Origin of the sequence: Pseudomonas sp. BC42 (assembly GCF_021560055.1) — a bacterium.
Lineage (GTDB): Bacteria > Pseudomonadota > Gammaproteobacteria > Pseudomonadales > Pseudomonadaceae > Aquipseudomonas.
This window is the reverse complement of sequence record NZ_CP091067.1, coordinates 6,616,839-6,632,281: the sequence shown is the minus strand read 5'-3', so window position 1 is coordinate 6,632,281 and position 15,443 is coordinate 6,616,839. Positions and strand designations below refer to the sequence as shown.

The window sequence follows — 15,443 nt, the reverse complement described above, 5'->3', positions numbered from 1 at the left end:
ACGGCCTCCACCAACCCTTGTAGCCGCTGCTGAGCCTACGAAGCTGCGAACGACCGCAACGCGGGCGCAAATGTTGTTGACCGCTGAAGGCCTGAAGGCCTTGTCGCAGCCTCGCAGGCTCGGCAGCGGCTACAGGGGCTAAGCTGCTGTCAGGTCGAATAATATTTTCTGGTTATATAAACATTCTTAAACAGTATTTTTAAGAATATCCGCGCCTATCTACTATTGCTCCCACGCCGCAAGCAGTGCCGCCACTGCCAGGCACATCTCACTCAGGAGCAGCACCATGAGCGCATCTCTACGTAGCGTTGACGGCCAGGACGAAGCAACCATCTTGCGTGAAATTCAAAGCGCCCTGCGCGACCTGCGCTTTGGCGCGGTGGAAATCACCGTGCACAACGCCCAGGTCGTGCAGATCGAACGCAAGGAAAAATTCCGCCTGCAACAGCCTGGCCACAAGCCCGGCTAAAGCCGCCTCGCGCAATACCGCATCACCCTCTCGCCATCGAGAGGCCCGACTGGACAACCGGAGGGCGTCATCCATGACCCCCAGTCTGAACCCCAGCGTTCACCCACGAATGCGGGCCTGATTCGCCATAAGAAAAATGCCAGCACTTTAAAAAATTTCGGGAGCTCCACCATGTCGTCGATTCGCCGTTATGCCCTGGCCGCCCTCGCCAGTGCCGTTTTTGCCGGTTCCGCCGTTGCCAAGGATTACGAGCTGCTCAACGTGTCCTACGACCCGACCCGCGAGCTGTATCAGGACTACAACGCCGAGTTCACCAGCTTCTGGAAGCAATCGCATCCCGGCGACAACGTGAAGATCCAGCAATCCCACGGAGGCTCCGGCAAACAGGGCCGGGCGGTGATCGACGGCCTGCGCGCCGACGTGGTGACCCTGGCCCTGGCCGGTGACATCGACGAAATCGCCAAGCTCGGCAAGACCCTGCCGGCGGACTGGCAAAAACGCCTGCCCGACGCCAGCACGCCCTACACTTCGACCATCGTGTTCCTGGTGCGCAAGGGCAATCCCAAGGGCATCAAGGACTGGGGCGACCTGATCAAGAAAGACGTCTCGGTGATCACCCCCAACCCGAAAACCTCCGGCGGCGCGCGCTGGAACTTCCTCGCTGCCTGGGCCTATGGGCTGAAGGCCGGCGGTAGTGAGGCCAAGGCCCAGGAATACGTCAAGGAGCTGTTCAAGCACGTACCGGTGCTGGACACCGGTGCCCGCGGCTCGACCATCACCTTCGTCAACAACGGTCAGGGCGACGTGCTGCTGGCCTGGGAAAACGAAGCCTTCCTGGCCCTCAAGGAAGAAGGCGGCGCCGACAAGTTCGACATCGTCGTGCCTTCGCTGTCGATCCTCGCCGAGCCTCCAGTGGCGGTGGTGGACAAGAACGCCGAGAAGAAAGGCAACACCGAGATCGCCGAGGCCTACCTCAAGCACCTGTACAGCCCGGCCGGCCAGGAAATCGCCGCGAAGAACTTCTACCGTCCGCGGGACAAGGACGTCGCCGCCAAATACGCCCAGCAGTTCCCCAAACTGGACCTGGTGACTATCGACAAGGACTTCGGCGGCTGGAAAACTGCCCAACCGAAATTCTTCAATGACGGTGGCGTGTTCGACCAGATCTACACGGCCCAATAAGCCTGTTGTAGGAGCTGGCTTGCCAGCGAAGGCGCCCTCAAGGGCCACACCAGGCTGCAGGCCCCTTCGCCGGCAAGCCGGCTCCTACCAGGTAGAGCCCGCATTTGGTTGCGGGCTTTGCGTATCCGTTCCGTTAACCAAGGACTTTTATGTCGCGTCGTATCTCCCCCGTCATACCCGGCTTCGGGCTGACGCTGGGCTACACCTTGGTGTACCTCAGCCTGATTGTGCTCATTCCCCTGGCGGCGATGTTCGTGCATGCCGCGCAACTCACCTGGGAACAGTTCTGGGCAATCGTTTCGGCGCCCCGAGTGCTCGCCGCACTCCAGCTGAGTTTCGGCACCGCGTTGTACGCGGCCATCATCAACGGCGTCATCGGCACCCTGCTGGCCTGGGTCCTGGTGCGCTACACCTTCCCCGGGCGCAAGATTATCGACGCCATGATCGACTTGCCGTTCGCCCTGCCCACCGCCGTGGCCGGCATCGCCCTGACGGCGCTCTACGCGCCCACCGGCCTGGTGGGCCAGTTCGCCACCGACCTGGGCTTCAAGATCGCCTACACGCCCCTGGGCATCACCCTGGCGCTGACCTTCGTCACCCTGCCGTTCGTGGTGCGCACGGTGCAGCCTGTGCTGGCGGACATCCCCCGAGAGGTGGAAGAGGCCGCCGCCTGCCTTGGCGCCAAGCCCTGGCAGGTGTTCCGCCATATCCTGGTGCCGGCCTTGCTGCCGGCCTGGCTCACCGGCTTTGCCCTGGCCTTCGCCCGGGGCGTCGGCGAGTACGGTTCGGTGATCTTCATCGCCGGCAACATGCCGATGAAAACCGAGATCCTGCCGTTGCTGATCATGGTCAAGCTCGACCAGTACGATTACACCGGCGCCACCTCCATCGGCGTATTGATGCTGGTGGTTTCCTTTGTCCTGTTGCTGCTGATCAACCTGCTGCAGCGGCGCATCGAACGTCCATAAGGAGGCGCGATCCATGTCTCAATCGTCTATCGCCGCCTCGTCGGCCAACGCCGCCCGCCGTGGCAGCGCCACCTCGCGGCGGGTGTTGATTGGCCTGGGCTGGCTGATCTTCGCCCTGTTCCTGCTGTTGCCGCTGTTCATCGTGGTGTCCCAGGGCCTGAAGCTGGGCATCGGCGCCTTCTTCGAGGCGATCTTCGAGCCTGACGCGCTGTCGGCGCTCAAACTCACGGTGATCGCGGTGCTGATCTCGGTGCCCCTGAACCTGGTGTTCGGGGTCAGCGCCGCCTGGTGCGTGAGCAAGTACTCGTTCCGCGGCAAGAGCATCCTGGTGACCCTGATCGACCTGCCGTTCTCGGTATCGCCGGTGATCGCCGGCCTGGTCTATGTGCTGATGTTCGGCGCCCAGGGCCTGTTCGGCCCGTGGCTTTCGGCTCACGACATCCAGATCGTCTTCGCCTTGCCGGGCATCGTCCTGGCGACCATCTTCGTCACCGTGCCCTTCGTCGCCCGGGAGCTGATTCCGCTGATGCAGGAGCAGGGCACCCAGGAAGAGGAGGCCGCCAGGTTGCTGGGGGCCAACGGCTGGCAGATGTTCTGGCACGTCACCGTGCCCAACATCAAATGGGGCCTGATCTACGGCGTGGTGCTCTGTACCGCCCGGGCCATGGGCGAATTCGGCGCGGTGTCGGTGGTATCCGGGCACATTCGCGGGGTCACCAACACCCTGCCGCTGCACGTGGAAATCCTCTACAACGAGTACAACCACGTCGCCGCGTTTGCCGTCGCCAGCCTGTTGCTGATCCTTGCGCTGTTCATCCTGCTGCTCAAGCAGTGGAGCGAATCCCGAATCAACCGCCTGCGCGCCAGCGCCGCGGAGGAATAACTCATGTCGATCGAAGTCCGTAACGTCAGCAAGAACTTCAACGCCTTCAAGGCCCTCAACAGCATCAACCTGGATATCCAGAGCGGCGAGCTGGTGGCCCTGCTGGGCCCGTCCGGCTGTGGCAAGACCACCCTGCTGCGGATCATCGCCGGTCTGGAAACACCGGACGACGGTAGCATCGTGTTCCACGGCGAGGACGTTTCCGGCCACGACGTGCGCGATCGCAACGTCGGTTTCGTGTTCCAGCACTACGCCCTGTTCCGCCACATGAGCGTGTTCGACAACGTCGCCTTCGGCCTGCGCATGAAGCCCAAGCACCAGCGCCCCAGCGAGAGCAAGATCGCCGAGAAGGTCCATGAGCTGCTGAACATGGTGCAGCTGGACTGGCTCGCCGACCGCTACCCGGAGCAGCTGTCCGGCGGCCAGCGCCAGCGTATCGCCCTGGCCCGCGCCCTGGCGGTGGAGCCCAAGGTGCTGCTGTTGGACGAACCCTTCGGCGCCCTCGACGCCAAGGTGCGCAAGGAGCTGCGGCGCTGGCTGGCGCGGCTGCACGAAGACATCAACCTGACCTCGGTGTTCGTCACCCACGACCAGGAAGAAGCCATGGAAGTGGCCGACCGCATCGTGGTGATGAACAAGGGCGTGATCGAGCAGATCGGCTCCCCGGGCGAGGTCTACGAGAACCCGGCCAGCGACTTCGTCTACCACTTCCTCGGCGACTCCAACCGCCTGCACCTGGGCGAGGACCAGCACGTGCTGTTCCGTCCCCACGAAGTGTCGCTGTCGCGTTCGGAACTGGAAGACCATCACGCCGCCGAAGTGCGCGACATCCGTCCCCTGGGCGCCACCACCCGGGTGACCCTCAAGGTGGAAGGGCAGAGCGAGCTGATCGAAGCCGAAGTGGTGAAGGACCACGACAGCCTGATCGGCCTGGCCCGTGGCGAGACCCTGTTCTTCAAGCCCAAGGTCTGGCAGAAGCACACCAGCCTCTGACCCCGCCGACCTCAGGCCTGCTGTAGGAGCTGGCTTGCCAGCGAAAGCGTCCTCCAGGTTTGCACCTGGCTCGAAGGCCCCTTCGCCGGCAAGCCGGCTCCTACGGTGGCTTGATTGTTGGCCGCAGTATTTCTCCTCAACCTCGCGTCCTGTAGGAACTGGCTTGCCAGCGAAAGCGTCCTCCAGGTTTGCACCTGGCTCGAAGGCCCCTTCGCCGGCAAGCCGGCTCCTACGGTGGCTTGATTGTTGGCCGCAGTATTTCTCCTCAACCTCGCGTCCTGTAGGAGCTGGCTTGCCAGCGAAAGCGTCCTCCAGGTTTGCACCCGGCTTGAAGGCCTCTTCGCCGGCAAGCCGGCTCCTACGCAGAGGATGTCGCGTATCGAGGGTGGGTGATGGCGTTCGGCTATTGCTGCTAGCTCGATTCGATCTATGGCCCGTCCCCTGGCCGCAACATTCCTTATCTACTCTGGAAATGGTGCCAGGAGGGCGCAATTGAAGAGTCCTTGAAGGACCGGCGTTCTGTCTCCTGGCCAGCCTGATGCCAAGGAGACAAGCATGAAAAAGGAACTCCATCGGCCCGGTCCGAGGTTCGGTTGTGCACTATGCGGTGCACTGCTCAGCCCTATGGCCCTGGCGCTCGCGCCCCCTGACCTGTCCTCGCACATACCCTACGACGTCGCAGTGACCGCCCCCCCGACACCAACCCTGGAAAGCCTGCAGCGGGATTTTGACGTGCTGTCCTGGCAGACCTTCATCGCCCTCAACTGGCCGGCCCAGGACGACGGCAGTCCCGGCATCGGGCCCATCGGCAAGGAGGACGGCCCCACCGTCTGGGAAGGCTGGAAAGAGAGCTATCAGATCTTCCGGGCCAAGGGCGAGAAGCCTTTGGCCTGGGATGCCCCGGCGATTCTTCCCAAGCCCTGTGAAGGGCTCAAATCCGGGCGCCTGCTGCAACAGATGGGCAAGGTCGCGGGTGTCCTCGATGAGTTCATCCAGCCGTTCCAGAGCGGCCCGCTGGTGGACCAGAGCGGCACCTACACCCGCAACGAAATCGTGGTCAACCGGCCGATGTTCAACGATATCGTCGACAAGGGCCTGTACAGCGTCCAGGGCCAGCAGGCGTATTTCGCCGCCAGCCCGAACAACCGCGTGGCCTTCAGTTGCAGCTCCAATCCCCACCAGAAACTCGGCGCAATCATGGTCAAGGCCTCGTGGAAGGTGCTGGACGGCAACGACCAGCGCAGCCGCTTCCATACGGTGGACGCCCTGGTCTATACCCCCGGCAACAGCGACCCGACCCATGGGCCCATCGTGGAAGAGTCGTGCAAGGCGGAGTCGGTGGGGCTGGTGGGCCTGCACATCGTGCACAAGACCGCACTGGCGCCGCAGTGGGTCTGGTCGACCTTCGAACACGTGGACAATGTGCCGGAAAAAACCACCCCACCGGAGCAGCGCAAAGGTCCGTACCTGTTCTACAACGCTGCCAGCACGGCCAAGGTCAACGAGCCACCGCCCCGGCCCTGGAACCCGGCGGTCAAGGCCACGCCGTCGCAAATTGTCCGTGAGATCCCGCTGACCGAGGCCGCCAAGGCACTGAACAGCACCTACCAGGCGCTGCTGCGCACGGCCAACCCTCAGAGTGTCTGGGCCAACTACCAGATGATCGACACCCAATGGCCCGCCGATCCGGCCACGGACTGCGAGACGCCGTCGCCGACCAACCCCCTGGGCAGCCCGGCCCCGACCTTCCTCGCCAACGCCACCCTGGAAACCTTTATCCAGGGCACGGTGCCCCAGGCGTCCTCCAGTTGCATGGACTGCCACAACAACGCGACGACCCGGGTCACCCAGAACCCCCGCACCACTTTCGCCGACTTCACCTATCTGTTGGAGCGTGCCCAATCCACTGGCGCCGCAGGGAGCAAACCATGAGCACCGAGCGTGAGAACTTTGTCGGCCTGTCCACGGCGTTGCTGGGGATCGGCAAGGCCTTGCTGGCGCCGTCGATCGACCCCATCGACCTGCCCAGCCAGTTTCTGGCCTATATCCGCCCGAAGCTGACCGAGGCCCAACTCAATGACCTGCTGAGCCAGTACGCCAGCCTGGTGGCTGACCAGCAGAGCCCGGAACAGATCGCCCGGGCGCTGCTGATGGACAACGGCCAGCCAGCGGCCACACCTGCAGCCAAGGCCTGTCGTTCGATCATGAAAATGTGGCTGCTGGGGGTCTGGTACCAGCCTTATGACGCCAGCAGCTTCAAGGCCGGGCAACAGTGGGTCGTGTCCGACCTGGCGTACCAGCAAAGCTGGGCCTGGAAGGTCGCCCAGGCTCATCCCATGGGCTACAGCCAGTTTCATTTCGGCTACTGGAACGAGACGCCGCCGAGCCTGGAGGCCTTTACCGGTGTACCCGCCAAGGGGCAGCAAGGAGCTTCGTCATGAGCACAGAACAAGCGGATGTGGTGATAGTCGGCGCCGGCCTGGCCGGTAGCATCATTGCCTATCAACTGGGTCTGGCCGGGATCAAGGTCCTGGTGCTGGAGTCCGGGCCGAGCATTCCGGCCAATCGCACGCAATACATGGAGCGCTTCTACAACGCCACCCTGAAGACCCCGGAGTCGCCCTATCCTCCGGCCAGCAACCTGCAGCCGCAGCTTTATCCGGAACTGCAGCCGGCCCAGCAGAATGCGCCACGGCCGACCATTGCCGACCTGATCAACGGCTGGCAGAACCCGCAGACCAGCTATCTGGTGCAGAAAGGCCCGCTGGCCTTCACCAGCACCTATGAGCGCGTGGGCGGCGGCACCACCTGGCACTGGGTCGCCACCTGCCTGCGCATGCTGCCCAATGACTTTCGCCTCAAGTCGCTGTACGGCGTCGGGGTCGACTGGCCCATCGGCTACCAGGATCTGCAAAGCGCCTACTGCCGCGCCGAGGCGGAGATCGGCGTGGCGGCGGATGTGGGTGACCAGGACTACCTGGGCATGACCTTTCCCGAGGATTATCAATTCCCCATGCACAGCATTCCGCTGTCCCTGGTGGACGAGCGTTTCGTCAAGGCGCTCAAGGGCCATTCGTTCGCCGGCATGCCGCTGCTGGTGAGCCCGACGCCGGCCGGGCGCAACTCCGAGCCTTACGCCGGGCGCCGGGTCTGTGCGGGCAATACCAACTGCACGCCGATCTGCCCGATCCAGGCCAAATACGATGCCACGGTGACCCTGAACAAGGCGCTGGAGACCGGCAATGTCCGGGTGCTGTACAAGAGTGTGGCGAGCAAGGTCAGGGTCGATGGCAAGTCCAGCATCAGCGGTATCGAGTTCATCCAGTACCAGCTGGGGGACGGCCCGCCCACCGCCAATGGCGTGGCCCTCGGGCAGCACTATGTGATCGCTGCCCACGCCATCGAGACCCCCAAGCTGTTGCTCAACTCAGCCTGTCCCGAGGCACCCCAGGGCGTGGCCAACAGCAGTGGTCAGGTCGGTCGCAGCCTGTCGGACCACCCGATCTACCTGGCCTGGGGGCTGATGCCGCCGGGGCAGACGGTGTTCCCTTATCGTGGGCCGGTGTCCACGGCGGGCATCGAGAGCCTGCGCGATGGGGCCTTTCGCAGCCGCCGGGCGGCTTGGCGCATCGAGATCGGCAACGAGGGCCTGAACTGGCCGATCGGCGATCCCTACACCACGGTGTGCGACCTGATCGACGGCCAGAACAACAGCCACACCAACCCGTTGCCGGGGGACAAGCAACCGCCCCTGGCGCTGTATGGCGGTGATTTGATCCGTGCCCTCAACGACCGCCTGATCCGCCAGTTCCGCATCGCTTTTCTGGTGGAACAGGTGGAGCAGGACCCGGATCGGGCCGACTGCTACATAGTTCCCTCCACCGAGTACAAGGACCGTTTGGGCATCCCCCGTCCGGAGATTCACTACAACCTGTCGGACTACACCAAGGAGGGTTTCAAGCAGGCCCGGCAGGCCGCCACCTACATCATTACCGAGCTGCTGGGGGCCACCGAGCTCACGGACCTCAAGCCGGACCCCAAGACCAACCCCGGGTTCTTCGTCTACGACGGCGAGCCCTACAGCTTCCAGGGCGCCGGACACCTGATGGGGACTTACCGCATGGGGGCCAATCCCAGGAACTCGGTGGTGGACAAGCATCAACGCAGTTGGGATCACCGCAATCTGTTCCTGGTGGGAGACGGGGTGTTTCCCACCAGCGGCACCTCCAACCCGAGCCTGACCATCGCCGCGCTGGCGTTCCAGGCCGCCGATGTGCTCGCCAACGAGCTCAAGGCCAGTACCGTGACGGTCCAGGCCAATCAGCCCTGGCAAGGCACCGGGGTGCAACTCAATGGGATCAGTGCGCAGCGGGTGTGCTACGTCAGCGGGCACTGGTCTGCCAGCCCGGCGGGGGGCATGGTGGACGGCCGGGGCAATCCGGCCTACATCGCCAAGTCCGGCTATACCTTGCCTGGGGCCAATGAGGGGGCGCTGATCGGCCGCGTCGGGAGCGCTGGCACGCCCTTTCTGATCGGCGATCTGGCGCAGATACCGGCGGGCCAGCGAGGAGAGTTGCAGCTGTGCATCAATGACGACCTGGACGGACGTTATGGTGTCGGCCTGCAGGACAACCAGGGCGCACTGACGGTGCGAGTGGAGTTTGGCGGCTTGTGACCCATCCTGGCCGGGCGTGCAGTCGGCACGCCCGGCCGGGGACTTCAGATCATGGCTTTTTTCTGGCGCAGGGCCACGGGGCCCGAGCGCTGCTCGATCGCCTGCTTCAAGTCATGGCGCAGCCCCAGCAGGAACGCCAGCTCGGCCACCACGAACAGCGGGCCGACAATCAGCCCGGAAAGATCATCGACAAAGGCCGGCTTGCGGCCCTCGTAGTAATGGCCGATGAACTGGATCACCCAACCGATCACGAACAATCCCAGGCCGCAGCTCAACCAGAGCCCGGTGCTTTGCGCTGCCAGCGCCTGCCCGGCCCAGACCGACAGACCCATCAGCACACTCATCAACACGCCCAGGCGCAACTCCAGGCGCAGGTAGAACACGGCCGAGGCCAGGGCCAGCAGCACGGCCGGCGACACCACCATCCCCGCCAGTGGCCAGGTGGGACGGGACAGCAGCACCGCCACCGCCAGTACGATCATGGGAATGCCGATAAAGTGGCTGGCAATGTTGCGCGGGTCGCGGTGGTAGGCGGCGTATTGACTGAGATGATCAACGAGGCTTTTCATTGTTGTTCCTCCGTTAGGGTGGCCCGATCATGCCCGGCCGCCAATCACGGCACTGTCAGCTAGGCGACAATCACGCCGATGCCTTGAGGAAAAGACCTGTTCATGGACATGCAGCAGTGGCGTGAATGCCTGATGACCGGCCAGTGGTTCAGCCACCTGCCGGATTCCTTACAGAATAGTTTGCTCGCCGGTGCCCGCCTGCGCCGATTGGCGCCGGGGCAATGCCTGTTCCTGCGGGGTGATCCACCCTGCGGTTTGTATGCGGTGCTGGAAGGAACGGTGCGGGTGGGCGCGGTCAGCGAACAGGGCAAGGAAGCCTTGCTCAGCCTGATGCAGGCGCCCCACTGGTTCGGCGAGATCTGCCTGTTCGACGGCCAGCCGCGAACCCACGATGCCTACGCTGAGGGTGCCTGCACCTTGCTCCAGGTGCCGCAGTCGAGCTTGTTGCAACTGCTGGAGCAACAGCCGCAGTACTGGCGTCAGTTTGCCCTGTTGATGAGCCACAAACTGCGCCTGGCCTTTATCAACCTGGAGCAGCTGAGCCTGATGCCGGCGCCGGCCCGTGTGGCCAGCCGCCTGCTGGCGATCGCTGCCGGCTACGGCGAAGTGACCCAGCGCCGCAACCTGCTGCAACTGCCCCAGGAGCAACTGGCGCTGATGCTCTCGCTCTCGCGCCAGACCACCAACCAGATCCTCAAGGACCTGCAGAGCCAGGGCATCCTGCGCCTGAGCTACGGCGAGATCGAAATCCTCGACACCGACCGCCTGCGCGCCCTCGCCGGCCCCGCGTAGGGGCCCTCAAGACCGCTTTCGCCGGCAAGCCGGCTCCTACAAAGTCCCACGCGATTTCTCTGCCGACCGTAGGAGCTGGCTTGCCAGCGAAGAGGCCCTCAAGACCGCTTTCGCCGGCAAGCCGGCGCCTACAAAGTCCCGCGCGATTTCTCTGCCGACCGTAGGAGCTGGCTTGCCAGCGAAGAGGCCCTCAAGACCGCTTTCGCCGGCAAGCCGGCTCCTACAAAGTCCCGCGCGATTTCTCTGCCGACCGTAGGAGCTGGCTTGCCAGCGAAGGGGCCCGCAAGACCGCTTTCGCCGGCAAGCCGGCGCCTACAAAATCCCACGCGATTTCTCTGCCGACCGTAGGAGCTGGCTTGCCAGCGAAGAGGCCCTCAAGACCGCTTTCGCCGGCAAGCCGGCTCCTACAAAATCCCGCGCGATTTCTCTGCCGACCGTAGGAGCTGGCTTGCCAGCGAAGGGGCCCTCAAGACCGCCCTCGCCAGCAGTCCGCTTCTACGAACCACGATAGGTCGAGAATCCATAAGGGCTGAGCAACAACGGAATGTGGTAATGCTGCTCGGTCTGCTTGACCTCGAAGATCACCGGAATCTCCGGAAAGAAGGTGTCGCGCTTGGCCTGCTTGAAGTATTCGCCGGTCTTGAACACTACCCGGTATTCACCCGCCGTCAGCGCCTGGCCTGCGGGAAACAGCTCGCTGATCCGCCCCTGCTCGTTGGTGACGCCGCTGGACAAGGCTTTCCAGTCCTGGCCCACATGCTGCTCCAGGGTCACCTTGACCCCCGGCGAGGGCAAACCGTTTTCCAGGTTCAGCACATGCACGCTCAAGGGATTGCCCGCCGCCAGGGCCAGGCTCGACAGGCCGCAGAAGCCGATAGCGGCCAGGCCATTACGCAAAAAGTTCATGTCTCACTCCTTTCTCGATTGAACAAACAACAGACTCTGTAGCCGCTGCCGAGCCCACGAGGTTGCGCATTAGCGCAACGCGGGCGCGGCTCTCCCGTTCACTGACGTCCGGCCTCGGCCGCCAACCCCACCCGCTGTGCCGCCTGTAACGCGCACGCCTCGTCCTGCGCCGCGCCGCCCGCACCGGCAATGCCCATCGCGCCCACCAGCTGGTTATCGGCAAACAATGGAATGCCGCCGCCGAGCAACAGCAGCTCCGGCAAGGTGTTGAGATTGGCCGCCTCGGGGTTATTGCGCGCCCGTTCGGCGAACAGCCGGCTCGGGGTCTTGGTGGACAGCGCGGTATAGGCCTTGCGCTGGCTGGCGACGGTGTTGTGCGGGCCGACGCCATCACTGCGCAAGGTCACCAGCAGGTTGCCGCCACGGTCCAGCACCGACACCACGGCCGTGCACTGGGCCAGGCTGGCGTCTGCCAACTGACGGGCGGTGGCCAGGTCCAGCTCGGCGTGACGGGGCAGGTCCGGGGCCGCCAGGGCGCTGCCGGCAAGGCCCAGGCCAAGACTTAGAAGAAGGGTTTTGCACATCATGGGGAAGGCTCCGCAAAGACAGGCCGCCACCTTAGCCAGCGCTCCTCGTCAGAACCTCGTCAGTTGGATTACAAGTTTGTAATGGGCAAGCGCGCGCCGGGCGCCTAGCCTGTGCCGATCATTTCCGAGGTGCGCCATGCGTTTGCTGGTAGTTGAAGACGAAGCCAAGACCGCGAATTTCCTTGCCAAGGGCCTGGGAGAGTCCGGATTCGCCGTGGACGTGGCCCTGAACGGCCTGGACGGGCGCTATTTCATCGAGCAGCAGGAATATGACCTGATCATCCTCGACGTGATGCTCCCGGGCCTCAATGGTTGGCAGTTGCTGCAACTGATCCGCCAGCGCGGCGCCACCCCGGTGCTGTTCCTCACCGCCAAGGACGCCATCGAAGACCGGGTGCGCGGCCTGGAACTGGGTGCCGACGACTACCTGCTCAAGCCCTTCGCCTTCGCCGAACTGCTGGCCCGGGTGCGCACCCTGCTGCGCCGTGGGCCGCTGCGCGAGGCCGAGTCCTTCAGCATCGCCGACCTTGAGATCGACGTGCTGCGCCGTCGGGTCAGCCGCGGTGGCCAGCGCATCGCCCTGACCAACAAGGAGTTCGCCCTGCTGCACCTGTTGGCCAGCCGCCAGGGCGAAGTGCTGTCGCGGACCCTGATCGCTTCCCAGGTGTGGAACCTGAATTTCGACAGCGACACCAACATGGTGGAAGTGGCGGTGCGCCGGTTGCGGGCCAAGGTCGACGATCCCTACATGCCCAAGCTGATCCACACCGTGCGTGGCGTCGGCTACCAGCTGGAAGCCCCGGATGAAACGCTCTAGTTCCATCGCCTGGCGGCTGGCCCTGGCCTTTGCCGCGGTCTGCGCCCTGGTGCTCAGCGTGATCGGGGTGTTTCTCTACCGCTCCCTGGCCGGGGAAATCGCCTACCGCGACGACCTCGCCCTGCTCGGGCGCCTGGAGCAGGTGCGGGCCCTGCTCCAGGACAGCGACAGCCTGGACGCCCTGCAAGCCCGGCCCCGGCTGTACCAGAACATGCTGGGCAACCAGGACAGCCTGCTGCTGGTGCTGCGGGCCGATGGCTCGACGGTGATCGGCATCAACCCCCGGCAACAGCGCTTGCCCGAGTTGCTGCCGATCGCCCAGGAGCGGCGCCCGCAACGCGGCGACATCCTGCTCTGGCCGGGCAGCGACCACGTCCCGGTGGCGCTGCTGGCGGGGCAGGCCAGCAGCCCCAAGGGCGAGGCCCTGACGGTGATTGCCGGAAAGATCCTCAGCGAGCGCGAGCAGATGCTCGCCAGCTATCGCCTGCGCCTGTACCTGGCGGTAGGCCTGGGGGCCTTGCTGGCCTTCGCCCTGGGCCTGCTGCTGTTGCGCCGGGGCTTGCAGCCCCTGCGCCAGCTCAGCGAGTCGGTGCGCGAGATCGATCTGCGCAGCCTCGACCGGCGCCTGCAGACCACCGGCATTCCCGCCGAATTCCACGAGCCGGTGCAAGCCTTGAACGCCATGCTGGCGCGCCTGGAAGAGAGCTTTCAGCGCTTGTCGCAGTTCTCCGCCGACCTGGCCCATGAAATCCGCACGCCGTTGCACAACCTCCTGGGCAGCAACGGCCTGGCCCTGAACCAGCCGCGCAGCGCCGCGGAGTACCAGGAAGTGCTGGCCTCCAACATGGAGGAGTTCGAGCGCCTGGGACGCATGGCCGAGAACCTGCTGTTCCTGGCCCGGGCCGAACAGGCCGATGCGGCGCTGGACCGCCAGCTGCTGTCACTCTCGGGTGTCGGCGCGCAGTTGTGCGACTACTTCGAGGCCCTGGCCGATGACCGGCAGATCCGTCTGGAAAACGGCTTTTTCGGTGAGCTGCAGGCCGACCAGCAACTGCTGCAACGGGCCCTGGGCAACCTCCTGGCCAACGCCGTGCGCCACGCTGACGCGGGTTCGCTGATCCGCCTGCAGCGCCGCGACGAAGCGGGCTGGTGCTGGCTGCAGGTGCACAACCAGGGCCCGGCGATTGCCCCTGAACACCTGCCCCGGCTGTTCGACCGCTTCTACCGGGTCGACCCCTCCCGCGCCGAACCGGGGGACTCCGGCGGCCTGGGGCTGGCCATCGTGCGCTCGATCATGCTGCTGCATGGCGGTCAGGTGCGGGTGGCGAGCGATGACCGAGGCACGGTATTCGAACTGGGCTTTCCCCTCCTGTAGCCGCTGCCGAGCCTGCGAGGCTGCGACAAGGCCGCGAGGCCTTCAGCGGTCTGCAGTATTTGCGCCCGCGTTGCGCTCGTTCGCAGCTTCGCAGGCTCAGCAGCGGCTACAAGGCTGCAGGGGGTCAGCGCAAACCGTCGCGAAACTGCCCCGGGGTCATCCCGGTCCAGCGTTTGAAGGCCCGGCTGAAGCTGCTGGCATCGGCAAAACCCAGCAGGTAGCTGATCTCGCTCAGGGAACATTCCAGGTCCCGCAGGTGCAGCAGGGCGAGGTTCTCCCGGCATTCGTTGAGCAGGGTGTCGAAGCGCGTGCCTTCATCCGCCAGGTGCCGTTGCAGGCTGCGCAGGCTCAGGTGCAGGGCCTGGGCCACCCGTTCCGCGGAGGGCTCGCCTTCCGGCAATTGGGCTTCGATCACCCCGCGCACCTTGCGCTCCCAGGTCAGGGGCCGCAGTTGCAGCAGGGTGCGCTTGAGCACCGCTTCGTTGTGTTCGGCCAGTTCCGGGTTGGCGTCGTCCAGGTGGCTGTCGAAATCGTGCAGGCCGAATTCCAGGCAATCGTCGGCCGCGGCAAAGTGCACCGGGCAGCGGAACACCTTGTGCCACTGGCTCGGGTCCGCCGGGGCCGGGCGCCGCAAATGCACGGCCAGCGGCGCGTAGTCGCGGCCCAGGCGGTTGCGGCAGGTGCGCACGTAGATCGCGGCAAAGGCGTCGATCGCCTCGATGGCCGGCCGCGGCGCGCCTTCGGGCACCTTGAGGAAGAAGCGGTAGCGGTCCGGCTCGCGGGTCAGGGCCAGTTCCAGGGCGTCGCTGACCACCTGGTGATAACGCACGATGCGCTCGAACACTTCCCGCAGGCTGCCGCTGGCCACCAGGGCGTAGCCCAGGGCATGGAAGGTGGTGGGGCTGACAAAGCGCGACACCCGCAGGCCAATGGCCGGATCGCCGCTGGCCTGCACCGCCAGATGCCACAGGCGGGTGGTGGCCGACAGCGGGTAGCGGGCGTTGGGGTCGTCCATCCATTGCGGGTCGAGGCCGGCCTCGCGGCACAGCGCGTCGCTGTCGAGGTCGAGGGCGTCCAGTTGCTTGCGCAAGGCGCGGGTCCAGCTGGCGAGGGAGGTGGCTTCGGTCATGCGATTGGCGCGTCCGGTCAACAGGTTGGCGTTTACGGCTAGCGCCCGGAGCCGGGGCTCGGGGCAGGATGCACACATCACTGACCAGAGGATGGAAT

Annotated in this window: 15 protein-coding genes; 11 read left to right on the top strand and 4 right to left on the bottom strand. The window is 64.8% G+C overall.

Features of this window, described 5'->3' with window-relative positions; all coding sequences use genetic code 11:
- Positions 1-286: 286 nt before the first annotated feature.
- The 8 genes from oscA (at position 287) to L1O02_RS29945 (ending at position 9,170) form a co-directional block, all read left to right on the top strand.
- A complete protein-coding gene (gene oscA / locus L1O02_RS29980) occupies positions 287-469 on the top strand; it encodes a sulfur starvation response protein OscA (RefSeq protein ID WP_016965985.1) in 183 nt (60 codons plus the stop codon).
- Positions 470-640: 171 nt separating this feature from the next.
- Positions 641-1,651, top strand: a complete 1,011-nt coding sequence (locus L1O02_RS29975) for a sulfate ABC transporter substrate-binding protein (protein WP_060836962.1) — start codon at positions 641-643, stop codon at positions 1,649-1,651.
- A gap of 149 nt (positions 1,652-1,800) precedes the next feature.
- A complete protein-coding gene (gene cysT / locus L1O02_RS29970) occupies positions 1,801-2,619 on the top strand; it encodes a sulfate ABC transporter permease subunit CysT (protein WP_060836963.1) in 819 nt (272 codons plus the stop codon).
- A 13-nt stretch (positions 2,620-2,632) separates the two neighbouring features.
- Positions 2,633-3,502 (top strand): sulfate ABC transporter permease subunit CysW, encoded by an 870-nt coding sequence (cysW, locus tag L1O02_RS29965; protein ID WP_060836964.1) that lies wholly within the window; start codon positions 2,633-2,635, stop codon positions 3,500-3,502.
- Positions 3,503-3,505: 3 nt separating this feature from the next.
- The gene (locus L1O02_RS29960; RefSeq protein ID WP_060836965.1) at positions 3,506-4,495 is read left to right on the top strand and encodes a sulfate ABC transporter ATP-binding protein; all 990 of its coding nucleotides are present in this window, start codon (positions 3,506-3,508) and stop codon (positions 4,493-4,495) included.
- Positions 4,496-5,119: 624 nt separating this feature from the next.
- Complete coding sequence (locus L1O02_RS29955; protein ID WP_181321632.1) at positions 5,120-6,427, top strand: cytochrome C; 1,308 nt, start codon at positions 5,120-5,122, stop codon at positions 6,425-6,427.
- Positions 6,424-6,936: a sorbitol dehydrogenase gene (locus L1O02_RS29950; RefSeq protein ID WP_060836967.1), complete on the top strand. Its 513-nt coding sequence runs from the start codon at positions 6,424-6,426 to the stop codon at positions 6,934-6,936. Before L1O02_RS29955 ends, L1O02_RS29950 begins: the two co-directional genes overlap by 4 nt.
- A complete protein-coding gene (locus L1O02_RS29945; protein ID WP_235759281.1) occupies positions 6,933-9,170 on the top strand; it encodes a GMC family oxidoreductase in 2,238 nt (745 codons plus the stop codon). The genes L1O02_RS29950 and L1O02_RS29945 overlap by 4 nt, the downstream gene beginning before the upstream one ends.
- A gap of 44 nt (positions 9,171-9,214) precedes the next feature.
- Here the strand turns inward: L1O02_RS29945 and L1O02_RS29940 are convergent, their stop codons facing one another.
- Positions 9,215-9,739, bottom strand: coding sequence for an Mpo1-like protein (locus tag L1O02_RS29940; RefSeq protein WP_235759279.1), 525 nt, complete (start codon positions 9,737-9,739; stop codon positions 9,215-9,217).
- A gap of 102 nt (positions 9,740-9,841) precedes the next feature.
- Here L1O02_RS29940 and L1O02_RS29935 point away from each other — a divergent pair, with 102 nt between their 5' ends.
- Positions 9,842-10,531, top strand: a complete 690-nt coding sequence (locus L1O02_RS29935; protein WP_060836970.1) for a Crp/Fnr family transcriptional regulator — start codon at positions 9,842-9,844, stop codon at positions 10,529-10,531.
- Between the two features lie 495 nt (positions 10,532-11,026).
- On the opposite strand, the gene uraH is transcribed toward L1O02_RS29935, so the two are convergent.
- Positions 11,027-11,437, bottom strand: coding sequence for a hydroxyisourate hydrolase (uraH, locus tag L1O02_RS29930; RefSeq protein WP_235759277.1), 411 nt, complete (start codon positions 11,435-11,437; stop codon positions 11,027-11,029).
- Positions 11,438-11,535: 98 nt separating this feature from the next.
- Positions 11,536-12,024, bottom strand: a complete 489-nt coding sequence (locus L1O02_RS29925; RefSeq protein ID WP_041115124.1) for a heme-binding protein — start codon at positions 12,022-12,024, stop codon at positions 11,536-11,538.
- 136 nt (positions 12,025-12,160) lie between these two features.
- Here L1O02_RS29925 and L1O02_RS29920 point away from each other — a divergent pair, with 136 nt between their 5' ends.
- Together L1O02_RS29920 and L1O02_RS29915 are read left to right on the top strand one after the other, a co-directional pair.
- Entirely contained in the window at positions 12,161-12,841 is a 681-nt protein-coding gene (locus tag L1O02_RS29920) for a heavy metal response regulator transcription factor (protein WP_060836973.1), read from the top strand.
- Positions 12,828-14,216 carry a heavy metal sensor histidine kinase gene (locus tag L1O02_RS29915; protein ID WP_235759276.1) on the top strand — a complete coding sequence of 463 codons (1,389 nt, stop codon included), beginning with the start codon at positions 12,828-12,830 and terminating at the stop codon, positions 14,214-14,216. Before L1O02_RS29920 ends, L1O02_RS29915 begins: the two co-directional genes overlap by 14 nt.
- Before the next feature lie 124 nt (positions 14,217-14,340).
- Here L1O02_RS29915 and L1O02_RS29910 read toward each other — a convergent pair whose 3' ends face one another.
- A complete protein-coding gene (locus L1O02_RS29910; RefSeq protein WP_060836975.1) occupies positions 14,341-15,345 on the bottom strand; it encodes an AraC family transcriptional regulator in 1,005 nt (334 codons plus the stop codon).
- Positions 15,346-15,443 lie beyond the last annotated feature (98 nt).

Coding starts and splice junctions, on each gene's coding strand:
- oscA (WP_016965985.1), top strand. CDS start 287: ATGAGCGCATCTCTACGTAGCGTTGACGGCCAGGACGAAGCAACCATC.
- L1O02_RS29975 (WP_060836962.1), top strand. CDS start 641: ATGTCGTCGATTCGCCGTTATGCCCTGGCCGCCCTCGCCAGTGCCGTT.
- cysT (WP_060836963.1), top strand. CDS start 1,801: ATGTCGCGTCGTATCTCCCCCGTCATACCCGGCTTCGGGCTGACGCTG.
- cysW (WP_060836964.1), top strand. CDS start 2,633: ATGTCTCAATCGTCTATCGCCGCCTCGTCGGCCAACGCCGCCCGCCGT.
- L1O02_RS29960 (WP_060836965.1), top strand. CDS start 3,506: ATGTCGATCGAAGTCCGTAACGTCAGCAAGAACTTCAACGCCTTCAAG.
- L1O02_RS29955 (WP_181321632.1), top strand. CDS start 5,120: ATGGCCCTGGCGCTCGCGCCCCCTGACCTGTCCTCGCACATACCCTAC.
- L1O02_RS29950 (WP_060836967.1), top strand. CDS start 6,424: ATGAGCACCGAGCGTGAGAACTTTGTCGGCCTGTCCACGGCGTTGCTG.
- L1O02_RS29945 (WP_235759281.1), top strand. CDS start 6,933: ATGAGCACAGAACAAGCGGATGTGGTGATAGTCGGCGCCGGCCTGGCC.
- L1O02_RS29940 (WP_235759279.1), bottom strand. CDS start 9,739: ATGAAAAGCCTCGTTGATCATCTCAGTCAATACGCCGCCTACCACCGC.
- L1O02_RS29935 (WP_060836970.1), top strand. CDS start 9,842: ATGGACATGCAGCAGTGGCGTGAATGCCTGATGACCGGCCAGTGGTTC.
- uraH (WP_235759277.1), bottom strand. CDS start 11,437: ATGAACTTTTTGCGTAATGGCCTGGCCGCTATCGGCTTCTGCGGCCTG.
- L1O02_RS29925 (WP_041115124.1), bottom strand. CDS start 12,024: ATGATGTGCAAAACCCTTCTTCTAAGTCTTGGCCTGGGCCTTGCCGGC.
- L1O02_RS29920 (WP_060836973.1), top strand. CDS start 12,161: ATGCGTTTGCTGGTAGTTGAAGACGAAGCCAAGACCGCGAATTTCCTT.
- L1O02_RS29915 (WP_235759276.1), top strand. CDS start 12,828: ATGAAACGCTCTAGTTCCATCGCCTGGCGGCTGGCCCTGGCCTTTGCC.
- L1O02_RS29910 (WP_060836975.1), bottom strand. CDS start 15,345: ATGACCGAAGCCACCTCCCTCGCCAGCTGGACCCGCGCCTTGCGCAAG.